The 23784-nt window shown below is 40.4% G+C and carries 17 protein-coding genes and 3 pseudogenes; 14 read left to right on the top strand and 6 right to left on the bottom strand.

The genetic code is table 11. The features are described 5' to 3' along the window. Nucleotides 1-172 precede the first annotated feature (172 nt). Entirely contained in the window at nucleotides 173-1750 is a 1578-nt protein-coding gene (locus ACFIJK_RS03705) for a M48 family metalloprotease (RefSeq protein WP_375626586.1), read from the bottom strand. 156 nt (nucleotides 1751-1906) lie between these two features. On the opposite strand from ACFIJK_RS03705, the gene ACFIJK_RS03700 reads away from it, so the two are divergent. The 5 genes and pseudogenes from ACFIJK_RS03700 to rimJ all read left to right on the top strand — a co-directional run bounded on the left by ACFIJK_RS03700 (nucleotide 1907) and on the right by rimJ (nucleotide 6019). Then, nucleotides 1907-2542: a thiamine diphosphokinase gene (locus ACFIJK_RS03700; protein ID WP_375625240.1), complete on the top strand. Its 636-nt coding sequence runs from the start codon at nucleotides 1907-1909 to the stop codon at nucleotides 2540-2542. A 104-nt stretch (nucleotides 2543-2646) separates the two neighbouring features. After that, nucleotides 2647-3033: a hypothetical protein gene (locus ACFIJK_RS03695; protein WP_375625241.1), complete on the top strand. Its 387-nt coding sequence runs from the start codon at nucleotides 2647-2649 to the stop codon at nucleotides 3031-3033. Further along, nucleotides 3033-4895 (top strand): ABC-F family ATP-binding cassette domain-containing protein, encoded by a 1863-nt coding sequence (locus ACFIJK_RS03690; protein ID WP_375626660.1) that lies wholly within the window; start codon nucleotides 3033-3035, stop codon nucleotides 4893-4895. Before ACFIJK_RS03695 ends, ACFIJK_RS03690 begins: the two co-directional genes overlap by 1 nt. A 44-nt stretch (nucleotides 4896-4939) precedes the next feature. Then, nucleotides 4940-5132, top strand: a pseudogene (locus ACFIJK_RS03685) (ABC transporter ATP-binding protein); the annotation flags it as partial. A 320-nt stretch (nucleotides 5133-5452) separates the two neighbouring features. Beyond that, nucleotides 5453-6019: a ribosomal protein S5-alanine N-acetyltransferase gene (gene rimJ, locus ACFIJK_RS03680; RefSeq protein WP_375626584.1), complete on the top strand. Its 567-nt coding sequence runs from the start codon at nucleotides 5453-5455 to the stop codon at nucleotides 6017-6019. A gap of 536 nt (nucleotides 6020-6555) precedes the next feature. Here the strand turns inward: rimJ and ACFIJK_RS03675 are convergent. Next, complete coding sequence (locus ACFIJK_RS03675) at nucleotides 6556-6816, bottom strand: DUF2312 domain-containing protein (RefSeq protein WP_039760779.1); 261 nt, start codon at nucleotides 6814-6816, stop codon at nucleotides 6556-6558. A gap of 263 nt (nucleotides 6817-7079) precedes the next feature. On the opposite strand from ACFIJK_RS03675, the gene ACFIJK_RS03670 reads away from it, so the two are divergent. Further along, nucleotides 7080-7568, top strand: a complete 489-nt coding sequence (locus ACFIJK_RS03670) for a DUF1036 domain-containing protein (protein WP_375626582.1) — start codon at nucleotides 7080-7082, stop codon at nucleotides 7566-7568. After that, entirely contained in the window at nucleotides 7565-9001 is a 1437-nt protein-coding gene (gene pyk, locus ACFIJK_RS03665) for a pyruvate kinase (protein ID WP_375626580.1), read from the top strand. Before ACFIJK_RS03670 ends, pyk begins: the two co-directional genes overlap by 4 nt. 1485 nt (nucleotides 9002-10486) lie before the next feature. Here the strand turns inward: pyk and ACFIJK_RS03660 are convergent. Together ACFIJK_RS03660 and ACFIJK_RS03655 are read right to left on the bottom strand one after the other, a co-directional pair. Next, nucleotides 10487-10870, bottom strand: a complete 384-nt coding sequence (locus ACFIJK_RS03660) for a cell division protein ZapA (protein WP_375626578.1) — start codon at nucleotides 10868-10870, stop codon at nucleotides 10487-10489. A gap of 12 nt (nucleotides 10871-10882) precedes the next feature. Then, nucleotides 10883-11158 carry a DUF4164 domain-containing protein gene (locus ACFIJK_RS03655; protein ID WP_005774573.1) on the bottom strand — a complete coding sequence of 92 codons (276 nt, stop codon included), beginning with the start codon at nucleotides 11156-11158 and terminating at the stop codon, nucleotides 10883-10885. 334 nt (nucleotides 11159-11492) lie between these two features. Between ACFIJK_RS03655 and tkt the strand changes: the two genes are divergently transcribed. The 5 genes from tkt (at nucleotide 11493) to ACFIJK_RS03630 (ending at nucleotide 18663) form a co-directional block, all read left to right on the top strand. Further along, complete coding sequence (gene tkt, locus ACFIJK_RS03650; protein ID WP_375626576.1) at nucleotides 11493-13499, top strand: transketolase; 2007 nt, start codon at nucleotides 11493-11495, stop codon at nucleotides 13497-13499. A gap of 197 nt (nucleotides 13500-13696) precedes the next feature. Further along, nucleotides 13697-14704, top strand: a complete 1008-nt coding sequence (gene gap / locus ACFIJK_RS03645; protein ID WP_375626574.1) for a type I glyceraldehyde-3-phosphate dehydrogenase — start codon at nucleotides 13697-13699, stop codon at nucleotides 14702-14704. 526 nt (nucleotides 14705-15230) lie between these two features. Beyond that, nucleotides 15231-16424, top strand: a complete 1194-nt coding sequence (locus ACFIJK_RS03640; RefSeq protein ID WP_375626658.1) for a phosphoglycerate kinase — start codon at nucleotides 15231-15233, stop codon at nucleotides 16422-16424. Between the two features lie 107 nt (nucleotides 16425-16531). Next, entirely contained in the window at nucleotides 16532-17563 is a 1032-nt protein-coding gene (locus ACFIJK_RS03635; protein WP_375626572.1) for a class I fructose-bisphosphate aldolase, read from the top strand. Nucleotides 17564-18495: 932 nt separating this feature from the next. Beyond that, nucleotides 18496-18663: a hypothetical protein gene (locus ACFIJK_RS03630; RefSeq protein WP_375626570.1), complete on the top strand. Its 168-nt coding sequence runs from the start codon at nucleotides 18496-18498 to the stop codon at nucleotides 18661-18663. 373 nt (nucleotides 18664-19036) lie between these two features. Here ACFIJK_RS03630 and ACFIJK_RS03625 read toward each other — a convergent pair. Together ACFIJK_RS03625 and rpmE are read right to left on the bottom strand one after the other, a co-directional pair. After that, nucleotides 19037-19285, bottom strand: a pseudogene (locus ACFIJK_RS03625) (ABC transporter); the annotation flags it as partial. Between the two features lie 711 nt (nucleotides 19286-19996). Beyond that, nucleotides 19997-20218, bottom strand: a complete 222-nt coding sequence (gene rpmE / locus ACFIJK_RS03620) for a 50S ribosomal protein L31 (RefSeq protein WP_015856961.1) — start codon at nucleotides 20216-20218, stop codon at nucleotides 19997-19999. A gap of 188 nt (nucleotides 20219-20406) precedes the next feature. Here rpmE and ACFIJK_RS03615 point away from each other — a divergent pair, with 188 nt between their 5' ends. Together ACFIJK_RS03615 and ACFIJK_RS03610 are read left to right on the top strand one after the other, a co-directional pair. Next, entirely contained in the window at nucleotides 20407-22197 is a 1791-nt protein-coding gene (locus ACFIJK_RS03615; protein ID WP_375626568.1) for an ABC transporter transmembrane domain-containing protein, read from the top strand. A 1041-nt stretch (nucleotides 22198-23238) separates the two neighbouring features. After that, nucleotides 23239-23784: pseudogene (locus ACFIJK_RS03610) on the top strand (hypothetical protein); the annotation flags it as partial.

Raw genomic sequence — 23784 nt, 5'->3', positions numbered from 1 at the left:
GGAAGATTGGGGGTGATGTTGGTTGGTAGGAAATATGTATCAAACGGAGACCTTATAAAAGCATGATGAAGTTGGATTTTAAAGTGTTTCTCTTTGTTTTCGAATATGCTTTAAGGGGGAGGACATGATACAGATAGAAAAGAATCAAAGCTGTAGAAGATGAGAAAAAGGCTTATTCTGTAATAATTTTCACTTTTGTACCTGCGGGTAAAGTTTGTGTTGGTGAGAGGGCGTTGAGGATGCGAAAGAGTTTTTCTTTATCTGGTGTGTGTTGCATTTTATTGGCTAGGTTTGCAACGTTTTCTCCTTGTTTAACGCGGACAACACGGATTTTTAAGGGCTTCAGTTTTTTTAATTGTGAAGATGAAAGAGAATGAAAGCTTTGTAGCGTTTTTTGGGCAACCTCTACAAAATTTTGAGAATTATGTGGGGCGGCTGTCAGAAAACGAAAGATATGGTTGTTGAGTGGAATGACAACTACATCAAATTGCCATTGCTCATTGGTAGCATGGGCTCGTGCTCCAAGTAAACTTTGGCTTTGGAATCCTTGACGCGTAAACTCTTGACTGGGGAGACTTTGAATTGTGATGGGGCGGATAGATGATTGGTCTAGCCCGATAATCCAGCCGCTTTTCAAATAATCACTCGCAGATATTCCAGTAGGATGCGGAATAGCATCAAAACGAATCGCAATTTTATCTGGTCCACTGGCCCAAACAGTGTGTGCTGAATGTTCTATTGTAAAATTATTTGGAACAGAAAAAGCTATGCGCAACTGTGGGTGAATAAATTGGTTACCTCGTACAAAACCTGTATAAAACCCTCCTCCAAAAATCATGCCATCAATGCTTTTGAGAAAAGAATCGCGATCGGTTGTTTTACTATTCCCTTTACTGATTTTACGCGCCTTTTCTATCGCAAGCCGAATGCGTTGAGGGGTGGTTGGGTGAGAAGCTAGAAAATCTAGAGAAGCATTTTGAGTGCCGGAGATATTACGCAAAGCACTATAGGCTTCCATTGTTTGAAGAAAGCGCGGTGAAGCAAATGGATCATATCCTGCTTGTTGGAGCATTTCAAGTGCAAGGGAATCAGCTTCCAGCTCTTGATTGCGGGAAAATTGCGCGAGTTGTTGCTTGTTTTGCACAGGGTTATGAAGTTTTTTGCCAATAGAAGAAAGAAGATGTGAAGATATGTGATTTGCCATCTTTAATTGGGCTTCTTTTTGCAGGCGTAAAATGCCATGATTGGCTCTAATATGTGCTATCTCATGGGCTAAAATGGCTGCAACTTCTGAAGAATCATTGGCTAATGCCAGCATACCACGAGTGATGTAGATTGCGCCATTGGGGAGCGCAAATGCGTTAATACTTTCTGAGTTTAAAATTGTTACAGAATAGTTTTGATGAGAACTATGGGATGCAACTGTCAGTTTACGGACAATCTTTGCTAAAAGGTGTTCAAGTTTTGCATTATAATAAGCGCCGCCATACATTTGCAAAATACGCGGGTGTTGCAAAGCGCTTAATGTGACATAGATATTGTGATTGTTGGTACGTTTGATTGTTTTAGAAGAAGTGGAAGAAAGCTTATCATTTTGAGAGAGGGGCGTATGACAAGCCGAAAGGAGAAACGTTAAACTTATGAGAGTGGCTTTATACAGGCACGAGTGAAAAAGAAAATTGCGTTGAAAAATGGGGTGCGTTGGACCATGGTGCACATTATTTCTGCGGAGTAATTTGGCAAATTGCATTTGTATCTTTTGTATCTTTGTATCGTATGTTTCTTTAAGAAAGACATTAGGGATAAGGATTCGTTGGGCTATATCACGCTTTTTGTTTATAAAAAATGACTCTCACTTATAAAAGGATGCGCTGTAAAGGAAATTTTGTGAAAGGCAAAGTATGGCATGACAACATTTACGATATTATTAAATGGAGATGTTCATATCACTGATCGTTTGCTTAATCAAATTCAAAACAGTCGGGTGATTGCTGCTGATGGTGGTATGCGTCATGCGGCAGCGCTTAATGTGTCGCCTGAGTTGTGGTTAGGCGATTTTGATTCGTCAGATGAGAATTTAATACGCAAATATAGTCATGTTCCGCGTGAAGTTTTTCCCTCTGATAAAGATATGACAGATAGTGCTCTGGCTTGTGAAAGAGCGCTGCAAAATGGCGCTAAAAAGCTTATTTTGTGCGGTGCTTTGGGAGGTGAGCGAAGTGATCATAGCCTTTCTCATATGACGCAAGCGTTAATGATGGCTGAAAGGGGCATTTCAGTGTTGTTGACAAGCGGTTTGGAAGAAGGCTGGCCGGTTTTGTCAAAACCCTGTTCGTATGATTTGCCTAAGGGATGTTTGTTTAGTATTATCGGTTTTTCTGATTTAAAAGGCTTAACTCTTAAAGGGGTAAAATGGCCAATTTGTGACAAAAATGTGTCATTTGGCTCTTCTTTAACACTTTCTAACCGTATTTGTGGAACCTTTTCTTGCCATTTAGGTTCTGGAAAAGCTATATTGTTAGCGTCTGTGCCTATTCCATAAAGCTCTTCCAATAATATTTTGAATAAGGCAGGGGGGGGCCTAGTGATTAAGTGCCGACATAAACGATATATTATGTATTGATCTTGAGAAGGAAAGGTTTTGATATGCTAAAATCAATTTTTAAAGTGGCTGTTGTTTCAGCCATTGGTTTCAGTTCAGTTGCTTGTACCACAAACGATGAACGCGTTGCACGTTACGGCGTAGGAGGAGCAGCAATTGGTGCTTTGGCTGGAACTGCTATTGCTGGAAGTACTCCTGGAGCAGCACTTACCGGTGCAGCATTTGGTGCTTTGGCTGGAACAGTAACAGGTGCAGCTGCAAATCAAAGAAAACAACAAAGACAGGCATCACAATTGTGCACGTATCGTGGTCGTAGAGGGCATGTTTACCAAGCACCTTGTGCACAAAGAGTCCCTGTACGACAATTATGTGCTTACCGTGATGCAAGAGGGGTGATGTATAAAGCACCTTGTCCGCGCCGCGTTCGTTAATGGCGGTGCCGCTTCTGCGGCTTGACCGCATTTTCTTAAATTTTGGAAAAACGCCTTTGCTCAATCAAGCTTCTTTATCGGTTGAGCAGGGGGCGCGTATTGCGCTGGTCGGCCGTAATGGTTGTGGAAAATCGACCTTATTAAAAATTGCCGCAGGAATATTAGAACCTCATGGTGGCGAAATTTTTCGCCACCCGCGAGTAACGCTCCGTTATGTCTCACAAAATCCGGATTGTTCAGGATTTGAAGATATTAACGCTTATATGGAAGCGGGGCTGGACAGTACATCTGATGTCCAGTGGATCAATACGCTTCGCACAAATTTAGGGTTTTCGGGGGCGGAAAAATTGGAAACGCTTTCGGGAGGCGAAAAGCGACGTGTTTCGTTGTTACGGGCCATTGCTGCAAAACCCGATATTTTGTTCTTAGATGAACCAACCAACCATCTTGATTTACCAACCATTGAATGGCTGGAAGCTGTTTTGTGTTCTTTGCGTTCAGCGATGGTGGTGATTTCCCATGATCGGCGATTTTTAGAAAATGTTACGCGGTCAACGGTATGGCTTGATCGTGGCACAACCAAAAGACTGGAAAAGCGTTTTTCTGAGTTTGAAAATTGGCGTGATAAAGCACTGGAAGAAGAAGCCATCGAACAGCATAAATTGGGGCGCCAAATTGTTCGTGAAGAGCAATGGTTGCGTTATGGTGTGAGCGCACGGCGTAAGCGTAATGTACGGCGCTTAGGCGAATTAAAAGACTTAAGACAGCGTCATCAAACCTATAAAGGGCAGCCGGGAAATGCACTTTTGACAGCAGCGAAAAGTCATGATTCTGGGCAATTGGTGCTTGAAGCAAAGAAAATTTCAAAATCCTATGGTGATCGCATTATCGTGAAAGATTTCTCTTTGCGCATTCAGCGTGGTGATCGGATCGGTTTGGTAGGACCCAATGGAATCGGAAAGACAACTCTCATTTCTGCATTAATTGGGCAAGAAGCCGTGGATAGTGGAACGGTGAGGCATGGCTATAACCTCTCTATGGCATTGCTTGATCAGCAACGTATTTTAAATGAAGAAGAAACTTTAGCGCATTATTTAACGGGAGGAAGAGGTGATACTCTTGTGATCAATGGGCTGGAGCGGCATGTCGTTTCTTATATGAAAGACTTTTTATTTTCACCTGAACAAGCACGCACTCCCCTTAAAGAATTTTCCGGGGGAGAAAGAGCACGCCTCATGCTTGCACGACTTCTTTCACGTCCTGCAAACTTTTTGATTCTTGATGAACCGACCAATGATTTGGATATGGAAACTTTGGATTTGTTGCAAGAATTTATTGCTGATTTTGCGGGAACAGTATTGTTGGTTAGCCATGACAGAGACTTTTTAGATCGTACTGTAACGCATATGTTGGCACCTCAAGGTGATGGTCAGTGGGTTTTGTATGCGGGCGGTTATAGTGATATGATGGCGCAAAACCAGCATGCTCTGAGTTTACAACGCAAAAAAACAGAATTATCGCAGCGTAATGCATCTTCAAAATTTCATGCGGGAAAGCTTTCAAAGCAGGACACATCAACAGATCATGGCTTGATAGGGCGGGAGAAAAAAACACGAGGTAAATTGTCTTATAAGCAGGTTTATGCATTGGAAAAATTGCCTGAAGAAATTGCTGTTTTGCAGGACGAAATCAAAAAAATTGAACAAGAGCTCTCTGATCCAGCCCTTTATCGCAGTGATAAAGAGCGTTTTGAGCGTTTATCAACAGCGTTGGAAAAAAAGAAAAATACTTGCACACAAAAAGAAGAAGAATGGTTAGAACTTGAAATTTTACGCGAAGAAATGGAAGCGTGTTCACGGTAATGTCTAAAACATTTTAAAAGATTTGTATTGCATTATCACTTTTCTTGGATTTGTTACAAGAGTTTGTGGCTGATTTAGCGGGAACAGTGTTGTTGATGAGTCATAGCAGAAACTTTTTAAATCCCACTGTAATATATAGCTTTTCAAGGTGATGGTCATTGGGTTTTGTATGTGGGCAGTGATATGATAGCGCAAAACAAGCGTGCTCTGAGCTTACAAGGCAAAGAAACAAAACTATCTTTGCCGTGAGTTTTTTCAAAATTTTGTATATGGAAGTATACCAGTTCCATTACACACTTTGCCAGTTCCCAATGTTGCTACAGCGCTCCTTGGAACTTGAGAGCATTCGTAAAAAACATTTCCTTGTCTTTACCTTATGCTTTAAACATACCACACCCCCGCTTATGACGGAAAAGCAAATGATCCTCATTGATTCTAACGTAAGAAGTGTTGTGATGAGGAAAGCTTACTGTATTCGACGTTATGATTTAAGTTTAAAAATGATGATTTGTTAGGATAAATCAACGTGTTATTGTAACATTGTCTAGGAGGAGAAAATGATAGCAATTAAAACAAAGCGAACAATTTCCACATTGATCGGTTTAGAAGATGCAGCTGAACTGTCTTCTTATTACCTCCGTAATGCGAATCATCTGCGTCCTTTTGAACCTGTTAGATCTGATGGTTACCACAGCCTAACAGCTTGGGAAACACGAGCCAATGCATTTGCTTATGAAAATGCACAAGGACAAGCATACCGATATGCTGTACGATTAAAAAATGAAAACACAATTATCGGTGTTGTCAATTTTACAAATGTGGTTCTGGGTGTTTTTCAAGCCTGTCATCTTGGTTTTTCTCTTGATGAAAAAAAACAAGGCAAAGGTCTCATGTTTGAGAGTTTATCGGCTCTAATACGCCATATCTTTTATGTTTATCATCTGCATAGAGTGATGGCAAATTATAGACCTGAGAACATAAAAAGCGAACGTTTATTAAAGCGCCTTCATTTTGAAAAAGAAGGCTATGCCAAAGACTATTTGATGATTTCTGGAAAATGGAGAGACCACATTCTAACCTCTCGAATCAATGATCTGTATGAGTCCGTTAATAGATTCGAATAAAGTTTTATTAAAAGTTCTATCAAGGGGCTTTTTATCAAATGTGTAAATATGCCGAATTTCTGCCTATCCTAAAAGATAAAGATCCTTAACCAGCTCTTCTTTTGTAAACAGTTCAGACTCTCATTTAGCGGATTTCAACTGCTGACCACTTTATATGTTTCTTTTTGTAGATAATGAATTGATTTATCATCATAATTCATTTCTTCAATTTGAAGGAAGAGAGTCCTTAATATCGTAAGACTTTCTCATTTCAAATCTATTGATGTTTAATCATAAAAATTACCTCTCTTGCACATCACAAATTGGATTGGCGTACAAGTGAGGGGTTGTGTGGATAAAAATGATTGGAGGAGAGGGATAAAAATGCTCTGTATAAATCCTTTTAATGTGAGGGCTGTTGCAATATTGTGTATTTTGTGACCGATAGTCTCGTTACAAGTTACACAAACAGCTTATTATTGGGTGAAATTTTTATACATTCATTTGTTTTTTTGCATTTTCTTTTCTTAAGAAATTTTCCAATTTTATCAATAGCTTTAACTCATACCAAGCGCATTTTTATAAAGCTCAATGATTGCTTCTTCTTCCATTCGTTCATGCTCTTCTTTTTTACGCAACCGTATAATGCTGCGAACGGCTTTACTATCAAAACCAGAGCCTTTAAGTTCAGTGTAAACGTCTTTAATATCATCAGAAATGGTTTTTTTCTCTTCTTCTAGTCGTTCAATACGTTCGATAAAAGAGCGTAATTGGTTTACGGATATGGCGTGTGTTTGATCGGTTACTGTATCGTTCATTGTATTTTTCTCCAAGTTATATATTCTAAGTTGTTTTTCGACGACGAATTTATGTTGAAAAAGCTTGAAAAACAAAAAGCAAATCAAGCTACACTGTTTTTTTACAAATTGACTTTAAATATTTTGTAAAATTTTTAAGATATATGCATTGATAAAAGGGCTATAAAAAGAAAAATATAAAAATATACGTTTTAGACTTGAAAAGCTTTTGAAAAAGAAGTGTGTAATTTCTTTTGAGAATTTGACATTATAGAGGAAGTTTTGTGATTTTAAAAAAACGATATTGGGTGTTTCAGAAAGGATTGAAGGTTTTTCTCTTGAGCATTTTGCTCTTGTTTTCCCTTGTTGTTTTTGCAAAAGCTGACTTTAGGGTTTGTAATACAACCCAACAGTCTGTAGGGATTGCTCTTGGATATCGTACATTTTCAGGGTGGGTGAGCGAAGGCTGGTGGACGGTACCCGTGACGGAGTGTAAAACCTTAATTGAAGGGCCTCTTGCTTCACGGTTTTATTATTTTTATGCGGAAGGGGCACAAAAAAAAGGGAATTGGGCAGGCTCTGTAACCATGTGTGTGCAAGATAGCCAATTTACCATTCAAGGGGTTCATGATTGTTTCCCTCGAGGATATCAAAAGGCTGAATTTAAAGAAATCGATACCGGAAATCAAACCAGTTGGATGATACAGTTGACGGATGAGTCTTTGTTAAACAATTCAGTTGTCCCTTCTCTTTCAGGAAATTCTCCACCGTGAAACGTGCACGTAAAGTGAAAATTATTGCGACTCTTGGTCCTTCTTCTTTTTCCAGTGAAATGATTGAGAAGCTTTTTAGGGCAGGAGCAGATGTTTTTCGTCTTAATATGAGCCATACTGACCGTGATATGATGGGTGATTTGGTCAAGTCTATACGAGAAGTTGAAAAAACAGTTCGGCGACCCATTGGTATTTTAGTGGATCTTCAGGGGCCAAAACTGCGTGTGGGTCGTTTTACTAAGGGTCAAGAAGATTTGCGTGTTGGGCAAAGCTTTACGTTAGATAATCGCGATGTGTTAGGTGATGCACAGCGTGTTTTTTTCCCTCATGAGGATGTATTTTCGGCTGTTAAACCAGGGGATCGGTTATTAATTGATGACGGAAAACTGGAACTGCGTGCGCAAGTTTGTGATGGTCATTCTGTACAATGTCGCGTGGTTGCTGGAACACGTATTTCTGATCGAAAGGGTGTCAGTTTTCCCGATACAATTTTGCCTTTTGATTCGATGACGTCAAAAGATAAGGAGGATCTTCAGGCTCTTTTACAGCAGCCTGTTGATTGGGTTGCTCTTTCTTTTATTCAACGTCCAGAAGATATTATGGCGGTGCGTCGGTTGACGAAAAGCAAGGTGTCTTTGATGGCTAAAATCGAAAAGCCTCAAGCCTTAGAGCATATAGAGAAAATTATTGATGTATCCGATGGTATTATGATTGCACGGGGTGATCTTGGAGTGGAAATGCCTTTGGAAAGGGTTCCTGCACTTCAGATGGAGCTCATAAAAGCTTGTCGTTTAGCAGGGAAGCCTGTTGTGGTGGCAACACAAATGCTCGAATCAATGATCACATCTTCTGTTCCGACACGCGCAGAAGTGTCGGATGTTGCTACAGCAGTTTATGCAGGAACAGATGCGGTGATGTTGTCTGCTGAATCTGCTTCTGGTCGCTATCCTGAAGAAGCTGTGCTTATGATGGACCGAATCGCGCGGCAAATCGAACAAGATCACACTTATGCCGCTCAGGTTGGGGCACAACATCCAGCACCAGAATCAACAGGAACGGATGCGATTTCTCTTGCTGCGCGTCAGATTGCTGAAACACTTGCGCTATCAGCTATCGTTGCCTATACGGCTTCCGGAACAACGGGGGTGCGTGCCTCTCGTGAACGCCCTAATAGACCGATTATTGCTTTATCGCCCATTGTGGAAACAGCACGGCGTTTGGCTTTAGTTTGGGGGCTTCATTGTGTGGTCACGCAAGATGCACGGAGTTTAGAGGATATGGTTGATCGTGCAGCAGCCATTGCATTTCAGGAAGGCTTTTGCAAAGGGGGAGATCGCTTTCTTGTGACAGCTGGGGTTCCCCTTGGAACGCCTGGAGCGACAAATCTCTTGCGTATTGCTTCTGTCTCTCAAGATGGAACGAAAGGGATTTGAGCCGTTTATGCATGATGTTTTTTTATGCGCCTTTAAACAGGCTTTAAAAACAACGGGTGTGCGTTTTTTGTGAATGCTTCCATAGACCTATTATTCTTTTACCTCCCATTGTAAAGATAGCAAGGTGTTGCGTTAGGTTATAAGGTTTGGTGATGGGAGCAGATGCGGTGATGTTGTCTGTTGATTTTCTTTTAGTTCTGAGGAAGCTGCTTTTACGGTAGGGTATTGAATGGAAGCCCCTCTTTTATTTCATTGAGGCATATTGGGGATTGCTTTATTGATGTTTATACGAGCCAGATGTTCATTGATAATGAGAATTTATTCTTTTTCTTTTTAAATGAGAGCCTTGAAATTGTTCTCATTTTAAAATTTTGCAAACAGAATTGAATAAAATTAGAATTATGTGCCTAAAAAATCGTACTGGTATGTTATGAGAAAAAGTGATGGGTGAATGTGTTTTAAAAATATGCTTTGTCGGCGCGTTTGCAACATATTGATTTATAATGATAACATAGCGTTCTTTATATTGAATTAAAACCCTGAATACCGCAAGGTTCTCTTAACTTTAAATTTGTTTATGTTTTGTCAATCATAACTATTTGCTTGCACGTCACAAGCGGGGCTCTTGTGGGTAAAAACTGTACAAGAAAGGTGTCCCTCTTATGAATCCTTTTAAGAGCCAAGGGGGCTGTCGCAATATTGAGGGCTGTTTATAATGATGGTGCCGGTTTGCTCTTTTATTAAGCGTGGAGATTTTGAGGGGTGGGGAGAGAGGTATGGATGAATTGTTTGTTATAAGGATAAAGATGGTGGTAGAGGATGTTTTCAAGAGCTATTATTGTCGTTTATGATGTTTGAGGTTGTATGAGATTAACATAATCTTCGGGTTTGGCTTTTTTCCTGCTCTGAAGGATGAAAATACTAAAGTTCACGCTGGTTTATAAATGATACGGTTCTTCTAGGTGGGTTTCATCTGATGGACATTCTAGGTGCAAAGACTCCATGGTGCTTATATTATCAAATGGCGGTGTTTTACGGGATAATAGATAAGGTTATTTTTTAAATATATTTTGAATCTGCTTGACCTTATCTAAGGACAAGGACTTTATGGTATGCATTCAGAGGAAACATGAATAGAGTTCTTTTTTTCGAAGGATGCTTTATTTGTTTGTTGCTGTTGTCATTTATATGATTTTTTTACAATGATGTTGGTTTTGTTATCTTGTTGCACTGTTAAAGACATCTCATTTGAAGTGTGGTGATATAAGGTTGCCTCTTTGATATAGGAAGTGTTTGTGCGGAGATGAAAGATTCAGGGTCAGGCTTTCTTGTTGAGTTTTAAGTTAATCCCATAAGTGGTGAGTAGCTGGAATCCTTCCTATAAGAAACCAGACTGTTTACAGACTGGTGTGGGTTTAAGAGTTTTTATCCTGTGAGGTGTGGCGGACAAGTCAAGTCTCTGGTTTATTACGCGCTGATGTACTTTTAGAAATCTTCCTGTTCTTGTTCTTGAATGTTTGTGCTGTTTTGATCATCTTTGAGCAATTGGTTGGTGAGATTTTCAATGCGTTGGGTGGTGTCACGCATAATTTTTCCCATGGTGCGGTCTCTTTCGTTGTGGAGTCGTAAAAGAGCATTGTAGTCTTCTTGTAATTTTTTATTTTCTCGTTTTATTTCTTCCATTTCATCAATAATCATTATGCCAGCCATAACCGATAAACGATGGTCGCCAATTTCACCAAAATTGTTCTTTAAATGTGTGATATATTGATCTAATTGAGCAGCAAGCGCAATAAGACGACGTTCTTGTCCTTTGTCACAAGCCATGCGATAAACTTTACCATCAATGGTAACGGAAACAGTTTCCATACATTCAAACCTTTATCTATCAATGACAACACGAATTGTTTCCATTGCTTTAATAAGACGTTTGGAAACTTCTTTGTTTACGGACTCTAAGCGTTCAATTTGGGCTTCAGCTTTGTCAAGCGCTTGGGCAAGATGGCTGCGGTCAGCATTCATTCGTTGGATTTCTTCTTCCCATTCGTTATTTTTATCAATAACGGCATTGCGGTTTATTATGGTGATCTCTAAAGTTCTAAGTGCCTTTTCTAGGTGCTCTAAAGCATCTTGTAGAACTGTAGTCTCTTGGTTCATTGCCTTTATCCTTTGGGTAATTGTATCCTTTATCAATGTGTTATGCAAAAACGAATCACTTTCACTCTTGTATTGTGCGCATTTTATTTTTAAGTATGTAGGATATTTTAGCAAGCAAAGCAGGGGATGGATATAAATTAAAAGCTGGATTTTTTGCGCGTATTGGCATAAATGACATGGATATACAGGACGCGTGAGGGGAATGTTATTAATGTTATTGAAGTGGTGGCAAGAAGTCTCACACTAATGGTTAAAAAATAGTATTTCTTGAGAGTTTTAAGAGAATACGGAAAAAGCAACAGAATAACGTATTTAACGAAATGGTCGATTATTCATGACAAATACCCACCAACAGAATCAGATGGCCAATGCTATCCGTTTTCTTGCTATTGATGCGATTGAAAAAGCAAATTCTGGTCATCCGGGCTTACCAATGGGGGCAGCCGACATTGCTACAGTCCTTTATACACAATTCCTTGCTCATGATCCTAAAAATCCTCGCTGGCCTAATCGTGATCGTTTTGTGTTATCGGCGGGGCATGGGTCTATGTTGCTTTATGCTCTCTTGTATCTTTCTGGTTATGAAGATATTGGCATTGAAGATCTCAAAAATTTTCGCCAATTAGGGGCAAAGCTTGCTGGGCATCCAGAATATGGGCATGTGGCGGGAATCGAAACAACCACTGGACCACTTGGACAAGGGTTGGCAAATGCCGTGGGAATGGCTCTTGGGGAGCGTTTGCAAAATGCCCGTTTTGGTGATCTCATCAATCATTACACTTACGCGTTGGTGGGCGATGGATGCCTTATGGAAGGAATATCTCAAGAAGCGATTTCCCTTGCTGGTCATTTGAAACTCAATAAGCTTATTGTGTTGTGGGACGATAATAATATTTCCATTGATGGAGAGATTTCCCTTGCTGATAGTACTGATCAGATTGCGCGTTTTAAAGCTTCTGGTTGGGAGACACATAAAGTCAATGGGCATGATCAAGCAGCAATTGCACGGGCTATTGAGGCGGCACAAAATTCCGATAAACCAACTTTGATTGCTTGTAAAACAACAATTGGTTTTGGAGCGCCAAATAAAGTGGGTACCAATAAAGTTCATGGGTCCCCTTTGGGCGCACGAGAAATTACTGAAACCCGTATCGCTTTAGGGTGGGATGCTGAGCCTTTCATTATTCCAGCCGATATTCTCGATAATTGGCGCTTGGCTAGTCTCAATGCTGCTAAAAAACGCCAAAAGTGGGAAGCAAAATTTGCTGATCTTCCTGTCTCAGAGCGTGTGGAGTTTGAAAGATTGATGCGGGGCGATCTCGTGGGCGGATTTGATGGCGCTATTGATACTTATAAACAGAAACTGGTTGAAGAGCGGCCTGTTGTTGCTACGCGTAAAGCTTCGGAAATGGCTCTTGAAGTTATCAATGGAGTCGTTACTGAAACTATTGGTGGTTCGGCTGATCTAACCGGATCTAATAATACAAAAAGCAGCCAGATGAAAAGTATCTCTGCTGAAGATTTTTCAGGGCGTTATCTGCATTATGGAATTCGCGAACATGTAATGGGAGCCGTGATGAATGGTCTTGCCCTTTATGGCGGCTTTATTCCTTATGGGGGAACCTTTTTATGCTTTTCTGACTATATGCGTCCTGCTATGCGGCTCTCTTCTCTTATGGGATTGCGGGTGATTTATGTCATGACACATGATTCTATTGGTCTTGGTGAGGATGGTCCGACCCATCAACCCGTGGAACATTTGGCTTGCCTGCGCGCAATGCCTAATCATCTTGTGTTTCGACCTGCTGATGCTATGGAGACAGTCGAGTGTTGGCAATTGGCTTTGAAAGCACGCAAAACGCCTTCTACTTTGGCTTTGAGTCGACAAAATCTACCGCTTTTGCGTCAAGAGTATGAAGAAGAAAATCTCTGTATGCTCGGTGCTTATGAATTCCTAACAGCTAGTGATGATGCACAAGTGACGCTGTTTGCTTCTGGTTCAGAATTGCAAATTGCGGTGGAGGCACATGCGGTGTTAGAAGAAAAAGGCATCCCAACGCGTGTGGTTTCTGTGCCTTGTTTTGAACTCTTTTCTCAACAGTCTCTCTCTTATCAGCGTGCTCTCATTGGGGAGGCACCGATTAAAATTGCCATTGAAGCTGCTGTCGCCCAAGGGTGGGATCGTTTTATTGGCTGTGATGGTGTGTTTATTGGTATGGAGGGCTTTGGGGCAAGTGGAACAATTGATGCCCTTTATGCGCATTTTGGTATTACTTGTGAGAATGTGGTCGCTACCGTTGAAAAAGAGCTTGGAAAGATCAAAGAGGAAAAGACAAAGTGATAGTTTGTGTTGTCATGAATGGGGTGGTTTTAGGGCATCATATTCTGTCCAGTGTTGTGGATGATCTTGTGCATTATTGTGGATAAGTGAGTGATTGATCAAGATATTGACATTGTGGGAATTAATGATTTTGGATTGGTACCCATTTATTGTGTTTTAAATGTTGTGCTTAAAAAATTGATGAGGAAACATGTGAAATGACAGTTCGTGTTGCAATTAATGGGTTTGGTCGTATTGGTCGCAATATTTTACGTGCACTTGTGGAAAGTGAACGGCAAGATATTGAAGTGGTCGCAATTAATGATTTGGGATCGGTGGAAACAAATGCCCATTTATTGCGCTATGATTCAGTTCATGGGCGTTTTCCTGGGACCGTTAAGGTGGTAGGGGATGCCATTGATGTGGGGGGTGGTTTAATAAAGGTATGCGCAGAGCGTGATCCTGCTCAATTGCCTTGGAAAGATTTGGATATCGATATTGCTTTAGAATGTACGGGCATTTTTACTACGCGTGATAAAGCAAGTGCTCATTTGGATGCGGGGGCAAAGCGTGTTCTTGTTTCTGCGCCTTCTGAAGGAGCAGATCTTACGGTTGTCTATGGGGTTAATCATCTCTCTTTAAGCAAGGAGCATCGTGTTGTTTCAAACGCCTCTTGTACTACCAATTGCTTGGCGCCTGTAGCACAAGTTTTGCACAACACGGTGGGTATTGAAAAGGGCTTCATGACAACAATCCATTCTTATACGGGTGATCAACCTGTGTTGGATACAATGCATCGTGACCTTTATCGTGCACGTGCAGCAGCTCTTTCTATGATTCCTACCTCAACAGGAGCGGCAAAAGCTGTGGGATTGGTCTTACCAGAATTAAAGGGATTGCTTGATGGTGTATCGATTCGTGTTCCGACCCCTAATGTTTCTGTAGTTGATTTGACATTTATCGCTAAGCGTTCCACAACAATTGAAGAAATTAATACAGCTATTGCTGCTGCTGCACAAGGTCCTTTGAAGGGCATTTTGGACACTACAGAAGAAAAACTCGTGAGTTGTGATTTTAATCATAATCCTCATTCAGCTATTTTCCACAATGATCAAACAAAAGTGATTGATGGTAAGCTCTGTCGCGTTCTGGTTTGGTATGATAATGAATGGGGCTTTTCTAACCGTATGAGTGATACGGCTGTGGCTTTTGCTAAGACAATATAAGAGGACCTCAGGGTCCTCTTTTTATAGGGAAAAGTCTCATTTTTGTACAATTTTGAGAAAAACAGATAGAGGCTGTTGTTCTCATACGCTAGAGAGAAGAGAATATTGAAAAATTGATGATGTGTTTTGTTTTAATACCGTGTCAATACGTGCTTTTAAAAGCTGCATGAAAGAGTAAACTTTGAAAAAGTAAGATCTGAACGAGATACCCTTTGAGAAAACGTTAGAAAATTAGGAGATGTAAACTCTCTTGCTTAGAAGTAAAAGGAAAGCTTTAATAGAGATCAAGTTGAGCGAATGCATTTGTTTGCCACAATTTGTTTGCTACAATGGGATATGAAGATTAAGAGCAATGGTGGGCTTTTGTACATTTGACGATGAAGCTTTGGCTTTTCAAGCAGAGGGTGAGAGATAAGCTGTCGTGGATCTCTTGTAAAAGCAAAGAGGGGATAAGTGGAAAGAAAAGTGGGCAGGGTTGTTGGATGCGTTTTTATTTGAAACAATGGAAAGTGAAGAGGAAGCAGTGATGGGGTTTCGTACACTTGATGATGTTGATGTCACTGGAAAACGTGTTCTTGTGCGGGTGGATTTTAATGTGCCAATGGCACACGGCAAGGTCTGTGATACGACGCGCTTAGAGCGACATAAAGAGACAATCATTGAGCTGCAAAAGCGGGGTGCTAAACTTATTCTGCTTTCTCATTGTGGTCGCCCTAAAGGAAAGGTAGAGCCAGAGTTTTCACTCCGTCCTGTTGTGCAAGTGCTGGAAAAGATCATTAATCAGCCTGTTTCTTTTGCTCCTGACTGTATCGGTTCGGTGGTGCAGGTTGCGGTTGAGTCATTACAAAATGGGGGTGTTTTACTGCTTGAAAATGTTCGTTTTTATGCTGGTGAAGAAAAGAATGATTGTTCTTTTGCGGAAGCTTTGGCTCATAATGGGGATCTCTATGTCAATGATGCTTTTTCAGTTTCTCATCGTGCCCATGCTTCGGTGGAGGGAATAACGCATTTGTTGCCTTCTTATGCAGGGCGCTCTTTGCAAGGTGAGATGCAGGCATTAGAAAAAGGACTTGGCAATCCAGCACGTCCTGTGGTTGCCATTGTGGGAGGAGCGAAAGTTTCTAGCAAGCTTTTTGTGCTCAATCATTTGGTGGAAAAGGTTGATCATCTCGTGATTGGTGGGGGCATGGCTAACAGTTTTTTAGCAGCGCAAGGTGTGTCTGTTGGTAAGTCACTGTGTGAACATGCACTGATGGACACGATAAAAAAAATCATTAAAAAAGCACAAGAGTGTCAATGTACGCTTCTGCTCCCTGTGGATGCTGTCGTTGGATTTCGCTTTGAAAAAGATGCACCGCATCGTCTTTATGACATTGAAGATATTCCACAAGATGGCATGATATTGGATATTGGGACACGCTCTATTGCGCATATCAATACTGTGATAGATAAAGCTGCTACTCTTGTGTGGAATGGACCCCTTGGTGTTTTTGAGATGTCTCCCTTTGATAAGGGAACCATTGCCGTTGCACGCCATGCAGCAGAACGTAGTTTGACGGGAAAGTTGGTTTCAATTGCGGGAGGGGGCGATACAGTTTTTGCTCTTAATCATGCTGGTGTTGCCAATGATTTTACTTATCTCTCGACTGCTGGAGGGGCTTTTTTGGAATGGATGGAAGGTAAGGTTCTGCCTGGCATTCTTGCCCTTATGCAGGCTTAAGGGGTTTCTTTGAAGGGAAGGTTAAAGAAAAACTATACGGTCTTGTAGAGTGTTTTGATAGTGTTGCGCATTTTTAGAAATTAAGACAAAATAAAGAGGAATTTTTTATGAATGAACGGCTTGAAGATATTGCACTTGCTTTGGTGCATGCGGGTAAAGGTATTTTGGCGGCAGATGAAAGTACGGCGACCATTGGAAAGCGTTTTGAAAGTATTGGTGTTGAATCCAATGAAGATAAGCGCCGTGCTTATCGTGAAATGCTTTTTAGTACAAAAGAAGCGATGGAAAACGCCATCTCTGGGGTTATTTTATTTGATGAAACCATTCGGCAAAAAGCATCAACTGGGAAAATGTTGACGGATCTTATTCGGGATTCAGGCGCTTTGCCAGGGATTAAAGTTGATACCGGTGCAAAACCTTTGGCCGCTTTTCCTCAAGAGACAATTACCGAAGGGTTGGATGGTCTTCGTGAGCGGCTAAAAGACTATTATGCTTTGGGAGCACGTTTTGCTAAATGGCGTGCGGTGATTGCTATTGATGAACACACTTTGCCAACAAGAGGAGCCATAAGACAAAACGCACAAGCTCTTGCACGCTATGCTGCCTTGTGTCAGGAGTCCAATATTGTGCCGATTGTTGAGCCGGAAGTGTTGATGGATGGACCATCGTGTGGGCATTCCATTACACGTTGCTTTGAGGTGACAAAAGCTGTTTTACAGACCGTCTTTAAAGAATTGTTTGAAGCTCGTGTTCTTTTGGAGGGGATGATTTTAAAGCCCAATATGGTGATTGATGGAAAGGATGCCCGCAACGCTTCTGTTGAAGAAGTTGCTGAAAAGACCGTCCAAGTGCTTAAACAGACTGTTCCTGCTGCTGTTCCTGGAATTGCTTTTCTTTCTGGAGGACAGTCTGATAAGGAAGCAACGGCGCATTTATCTGCTATGAATTCTTTGGGCGCATTTCCTTGGAAATTGACTTTTTCTTATGGACGGGCATTACAAGCAGCTGCTTTAAAAGCATGGACTGGAAAGGATGAGAATATTGCTGTTGCACAGAAGGCATTTAGTCATCGGGCTTTGATGAATCATCTTGCGGCTTTGGGACAATGGACAACAGAACAAGAAAAAGCGTGCGCTTGAAGCACAAACTCTGTTTTTAAATGCGGAGAGATTTTGCTTGTTTCTGCGTGTTTTTTGGGTGCCCTCATCATGATAAAAATGGCGGGGGCGTTTTAGGCTTGAAAGCTTTCTCAGAGAGTTTTCTCCTTGGACCTTTTAAAAGTTTCTAATGGGTGCTATCGAGAGATAAGATTGCGCAAGAGGTGCGATTTCGGGAAGGGGAGATGGTGCTTTAAAGGAAATTTGTGAATGCGCAGCACTTTAGTATGGTGTCGTTCATGGGTGGGCACTTGCTTTTTGAGTGAAAATCATAAAGCTAAGACTGTATTGAAGAGTTTGATATTGTGATATTTTTTCTTTTTCATGTTATCATTACTTGTCATCAGCAGAATCCATTTTATTACAGTTTCAAAGGTGGAAAAGCGGGTAGATTGGAGAGTTGCGATTTCTGAGCGGATTGGAATACAGCTTATGAAGCTTTTGTGCGTCAGGATAGCTTCCTCTGTAAGGGAGTAGTTTTTCTATTGACGAACGGATTGAATAACTCTTGCTAACAAAATAGATTTGCACCTCAATAAAACACCTATTTTTTCGTTAAAATGGATAAATTTTTCTTGTATTTTATGATGATATAATTAAAAATGAATAACTTCATAGCATCTTGGCTTAAAACGGGGGGAGTTGTGGACGGTATATCTTCTAAAAATAACAGTATATCTTCTAAGAATACAAGCATCAAAAGAAAAAATCGATACGCAGAACAGAGCTTTTCTGCAATTATGATGCGAAAATTGTGCAATATGGTGCGTAGAACATTCGCTGTAATATTTGGAGTGTTTACTTTCATAATTTTTCTTATCCTGTTCCGCATGCGTGGATTGGTTCATGCCGTACTAAGCTTCTTTGCGGGTGCGAGTGGATTAGCGTGCTTTTTATTTTTTTTCGGATACCTCTTGGAACACCGTGAAGCAACGGCAGATGAAGCCGGTATATCGCTCACATTACTCTTAGCAATTAGTGAAGGCGTTTTTTCTGTTTGCTGCATGTCTGCTGCGTGGGGTTACGACGCTCTTTTATTCCGTTTAGCACCTCCTGAGTATGAAATTATGCTCTTTGAATAAATAGGGTGCAATTCGTTTGTGTATAAATCAAGATGAGAGGCTGTTTGCCTCTCAAATTCTTAATAATCGCTCTCCAAAATCGTAACATTAGACCCGCGTTTAATGAGAGGACTAACAAGCCTTGGTCCTTAAGCTTAAGGCAATCCTTTAAAGGTTACGCCTATCGGCATCCTTGACCTTAAGACACCCAAACGGCTTATTTTGTTTTTCTCATGCGGCTTTTGAAATCATGATATAAGGGGAAAGCTTCTCATGGTGCCTAAATGGTACCTTATCGTGTGTTAAATGGAAAAATGAGAAGTTCAAATTGATAAGCCTGTCTGAAAAGGAGTGCTGTTTATGTCCTTAAAGATATTGTCTTTATAATGATCACTTACTCAGGTGAAAATTGGAGTTTTGCCAAATAGGCATAGACGCCATTTCTTGCCACAAGTTCTGCATGGGTTTCCTCTTCCACAGGAGCGCCTTTATCCATCACGAGAATACGATCAGCTTTTAAAATTGTTGCCAAACGATGTGCAATTACCAAGGTTGTACGATTTTGCATCAATCCTTCTAAGGCGTCTTGCACCAACTTTTCACTGTTTGCATCTAAAGCAGATGTTGCTTCATAAAGCAGCAATGTTTTGATTTATAATAATAATTCACTGTTTTGTATGTTGCATGGGGATCCCGAATATTACAGGATTTTTTCATTTCAAACCTGTTCCGTGTTGAATCAACAAAAACCATGTCTCTTGCACGTTACAAGCGGGGAGAGACCGCGTGAATAAAAAAATATTAAGGAAGGACTTAAAATGTCTATAATAAATCGTCTCAAGTGCCAAGGGCTGTAGCAACACCCATGAGCTGGCAAATATAATGATGGTGCCGGCTTGCAGCAACAGGGGTGTATTTCTTAGAATTGACCATACAATACCGATGCGTTGTCTTGTCCCTCAGAAAGCATGGTACCACGTTCTTCTATTCACGTATCCAAGCCAATCTGGTAAAGCTCGAATCAATTCAAGCGTATTAGCCGCTTTAGCGGCGACAAGAATGCTCTCTTCATGGGTATTTTTCAGTTCCAAAAAAAGAAGGATAGTTTGTAATTATTTTATTTCAGGTCGTTATACTCTAAGAGGAAGGATTTATGCTCGTATTTCAAACTGATTTTTAAATTTAAAAACGCAGCCACCAAGATTTATTAGTGCCTAAGATCCTATCTATTTATGTTGGATGCGTTTTTGAATTAATATTTAAAGTGCACTCTTTACAGCATAAAAAAACCAATCACTTACAATAGAGCAATCATTTTTTAAAACTTGTGCTCTTTATAATTAGTAATAGGCTTTTACATGCCAATATTACCAAAACGATTTTTGAATTTAGAAAGACGACCGCCACGGTCTACGAGTGTTTGGGAGCCACCTGTCCATGCTGGATGCGTTCTTGGGTCAATATCTAGATTAAGAGTATCGCCTTCTTTTCCCCAAGTAGAGCGCGTTTTATATTGGGTTCCATCCGTCATAACAACGGTAATTGTGTGATAGTTGGGATGAATATTCGCTTTCATGCGTAAAAACCTTTTGCGTTTACAGAATGAAACAGCACTTGCTCGATTTTTTTAAGTGCGCTTCCTTTGTCTTTTTGATACATTGATTAAAGTATTTATTCCTATAGCTGAGCACACATAAAAAAACAAGTGTTCAAGATGCATCATTGTATCAAGTGTTATAAATTCAATATAGTGAGCGAAACCTTATGAATCTCTTTAATCATTCAGAAAAATCTACAAAATCTTCTCCTAGAAAATCTTCATTCTCTTCGCTTGCAATTTTTTTTCCTTATCTTTTGCGCTATCGTTGGTTGTTTATCTTTGCCTTTCTAGCGTTATCTGTTGCGGCTCTTGTCACATTAGCTTTGCCTGTGGCTATCCGCCAAATGTTTGATCATGGGTTTTCTACTTCAAGCCATGGACATATCAATTTTTACTTCGGAATTTTGTTTATCTTAGCCTTGCTTCTCGCATTTGCTTCTGCTGGCCGTTATTATTGTGTTATCACATTAGGAGAGCGGATTGTTGCCGATTTACGGCGTGATGTGTTTATTCATATTATGAAACTTTCTCCTGCTTTTTTTGATCGGTCGCATTCAGGAGAAATTGTTTCAAGGCTTCTAACAGATACAACACAAATAAAATTAGCTGTGGGTTCTACCGCCTCTACTGCTTTGCGTCAGTTGATTATAGTGATCGGAGCCGTCGTGATGATGGTGATTACCAATGCTAAATTGTCTTTGTTGGTTTTGGTTGCTATTCCTGTTGTGGCCATTCCCTTAGTGGTTTTTGGGCGGAAAGTTCGCTCTCGTACACGTGCGGCGCAAGATCGTCTCGCAGATGCCAATGCTGTTGCTACAGAACAGGTGAGTGCTATTCGCACTGTGCAAGCTTTTACCGCAGAAAAACTCGTTGCAACACGTTTTTCACAATTGATAGAACGTGCTTTTCAAACAGCACGTGCTTCCGTGATCCTGCGCTCCTTTTTTACGGGTTTTGCAATTTTTTTGGTTTTTAGCAGTGTGGTTGCTGTTTTATGGATTGGGTCGCGCGATGTTTTAAATGGAACGATGACAGGCGGGACATTAGGGCAATTTGTCCTTTATGCAGTTTTTGGAGCTTCTACTTTTGCGCAATTATCGGAACTGGGGGCAGAGTTAATCCAAGCCGCAGGCGCTGCTGAGCGGCTTTCCGAATTGCTACAAGAACAACCTACTATTGTAGCTCCTAAAAATCCTTTATCATTGGAACAACCTGTTCGAGGCGAACTTGTTTTTGATCAGGTTGATTTTACCTATCCTTCTAGACCACAAGAGAAGGTTTTACGCTCGCTTTCATTTTCTGTAAAGGCAGGCGAAACGGTTGCTTTTGTTGGGGCTTCCGGAGCAGGAAAAAGCACTATTTTTTCTTTGATCCTTCGTTTTTATGACCCGATAAGTGGAACAATTCGGTTAGATGACATGGAAATTAATCGCCTTTCTTTACAAGATTTACGCAGCGCAATTTCCTATGTTCCACAGGATGTCGCCATTTTTGATGGAACATTGCGTGATAATATTATTTTTGGAACTGAAAATACCCATGAAGAGGAAATCCTTGCTGCCGCTAAAGCGGCTAATGCACTTGAATTTATTCAAGCTTTACCAGATGGCTTGGATACGCAAGTAGGAGAACGTGGTACCATGCTTTCTGGGGGGCAAAAACAACGCATTGGTATTGCACGGGCAATTCTAAGAAATGCACCCCTGTTGCTTCTTGATGAAGCAACATCTGCTTTAGATGCAAACAGTGAAAAGTTGGTGCAAGATGCCTTAGAAGGATTGATGCAAAATCGTACAACCTTGGTAATTGCACATCGTTTGGCAACAATTTTAAAAGCTGATCGCATTCTCGTGATGGATAAAGGCGCTCTTGTTGAAGAAGGAACCCATGCAGAACTTGTGGCAAGAAATGGCGTCTATGCCTATTTGGCAAAACTCCAATTTTCACCGGAGTAAGTGATCTTGATACAAGAGCAGTATCTTTAGGGACATAAACAGCACTCTTTTCAGACAGGCTTATCAATTTGAATCTCTCATGGAAAAAGAGGGCAAGCATTGTGGTGTTTTTCTTTTTAAAGTCTTAACGGGCTGTTTTTTTCTGCGTGAGACGGGCATTTTTATAAAAATACTTCATCTGTGTACAGAATATAAAATGACACCCAGTTAATCTCTATGAACTATTAAGATGTGCAAGGAGTTCTCTTCATAACAGCACTGTCACGTTTATTTAACTGTCACGTTTATTTATAAGAGTAATTCATTGTTTTTCATGAGAGATCATGAATACCATAGGATTTTCTCGTTTCAAATTTAGTTATGTTGTATTAGTTAAAACCATGTCTCTTGTATGTGGCAAGCAGAGAGAGCCCGCGTGAATAAAACACTTTAGAAAGAATAAGTCCTCTTCATGAATCGTCTCAAGTTTTAGGGACTGTCACAACATTGGGGCGCTGGCATAAGAGTATGATGGTGCTGGGCTACTTAAAGAAGAACTGATAAATAGGCAGAGAGGCGCTTTTTATCGTTGTTATAAACAGTGTGAGCACGCAGCATATTTTGCTGTTTGGTTGGATTAAGGTTTTTATTACTTTGAAAATCAATATTTCATGGATCATGCATTTTGAGGGCTTATAAGGCTTTTCTTTAAAGTACATAAATCACTAAAACAGCATTATTTAAATACAAATTGTTCTATTTTACCAACAAAAACATCTATATTTTGTGTATTATTTTTATTAAAATATAATATGTAGTGATTTTCAAATCAGATGTACACACAATGATACAATATCGAGAAATCGATGAGAAAGCTGCGTTAAATGTTGGTGAGAATAAAAGAGAGCAAGAATGGAAGAAGACATAAAATGGGCAATAGCTTTCATAATAGCTATAATTAAGGTCATTTGGAAATGGGGGAAAGAATTTGGGAGTATAAGATTCGGCGGTATGATTTGCTGCATCATATTCATGGGGAAGTCGTGGTATTCGGGATACTCAGTGGATTTTTTGTTTGGTTTTGCAATGATAGTGTGTTGTGGGGGAAGCTTAATGCTTGCATTGGCAATTTATCAGAACAAGCATTTAACTAAACAACTTGAGCAAAAAGAGCAAGATTGCGCTGGATATCAAGATATTATTGAACAAGGGGAACAGAAATGTCTTCAATTGACTGAACAACTTGAGCGAAAAGAGCAAGAGTGCGCTGGACATAAAGATATTATTACACAATGGGAACAGAATTGTCTTCAATTGACTGACCAACTTGAGCAAAAAGAGCAAGATTGCGCTGGATATCAAGATATTATTGCACAAGGGGAACAGAGTTGTCTTCAATTGACTGAACAACTTGAGCGAAAAGAGCAAGAGTGCGCTGGACATAAAGATATTATTGCACAATGGGAACAGAATTGTCTTCAATTGACTGAACAACTTGAGCGAAAAGAGCAAGAGTGCGCTGGACATAAAGATATTATTGCACAATGGGAACAGAATTGTCTTCAATTGACTGAACAACTTGAGCGAAAAGAGCAAGAGTGCGCTGGA

The sequence above is a fragment of the Bartonella sp. PS17NMGDW genome (genome assembly GCF_042193555.1).
GTDB lineage: Bacteria > Pseudomonadota > Alphaproteobacteria > Rhizobiales > Rhizobiaceae > Bartonella > Bartonella grahamii.
Note: the sequence above shows the minus strand (reverse complement) of the source record. Positions and strands in the feature narration are given on the sequence as shown.

What these genes read in the sequence shown, in the direction of transcription:
- ACFIJK_RS03700 (WP_375625240.1), top strand. Translation starts at nt 1,907, where the DNA reads ATGACAACATTTACGATATTATTAAATGGAGATGTTCATATCACTGAT.
- gap (WP_375626574.1), top strand. Translation starts at nt 13,697, where the DNA reads ATGACAGTTCGTGTTGCAATTAATGGGTTTGGTCGTATTGGTCGCAAT.
- ACFIJK_RS03690 (WP_375626660.1), top strand. Translation starts at nt 3,033, where the DNA reads ATGGCGGTGCCGCTTCTGCGGCTTGACCGCATTTTCTTAAATTTTGGA.
- ACFIJK_RS03615 (WP_375626568.1), top strand. Translation starts at nt 20,407, where the DNA reads ATGAATCTCTTTAATCATTCAGAAAAATCTACAAAATCTTCTCCTAGA.
- ACFIJK_RS03705 (WP_375626586.1), bottom strand. Translation starts at nt 1,750, where the DNA reads ATGCAATTTGCCAAATTACTCCGCAGAAATAATGTGCACCATGGTCCA.
- ACFIJK_RS03640 (WP_375626658.1), top strand. Translation starts at nt 15,231, where the DNA reads ATGGGGTTTCGTACACTTGATGATGTTGATGTCACTGGAAAACGTGTT.
- ACFIJK_RS03655 (WP_005774573.1), bottom strand. Translation starts at nt 11,158, where the DNA reads ATGAACCAAGAGACTACAGTTCTACAAGATGCTTTAGAGCACCTAGAA.
- ACFIJK_RS03660 (WP_375626578.1), bottom strand. Translation starts at nt 10,870, where the DNA reads ATGGAAACTGTTTCCGTTACCATTGATGGTAAAGTTTATCGCATGGCT.
- rpmE (WP_015856961.1), bottom strand. Translation starts at nt 20,218, where the DNA reads ATGAAAGCGAATATTCATCCCAACTATCACACAATTACCGTTGTTATG.
- ACFIJK_RS03695 (WP_375625241.1), top strand. Translation starts at nt 2,647, where the DNA reads ATGCTAAAATCAATTTTTAAAGTGGCTGTTGTTTCAGCCATTGGTTTC.
- ACFIJK_RS03675 (WP_039760779.1), bottom strand. Translation starts at nt 6,816, where the DNA reads ATGAACGATACAGTAACCGATCAAACACACGCCATATCCGTAAACCAA.
- tkt (WP_375626576.1), top strand. Translation starts at nt 11,493, where the DNA reads ATGACAAATACCCACCAACAGAATCAGATGGCCAATGCTATCCGTTTT.
- ACFIJK_RS03635 (WP_375626572.1), top strand. Translation starts at nt 16,532, where the DNA reads ATGAATGAACGGCTTGAAGATATTGCACTTGCTTTGGTGCATGCGGGT.
- rimJ (WP_375626584.1), top strand. Translation starts at nt 5,453, where the DNA reads ATGATAGCAATTAAAACAAAGCGAACAATTTCCACATTGATCGGTTTA.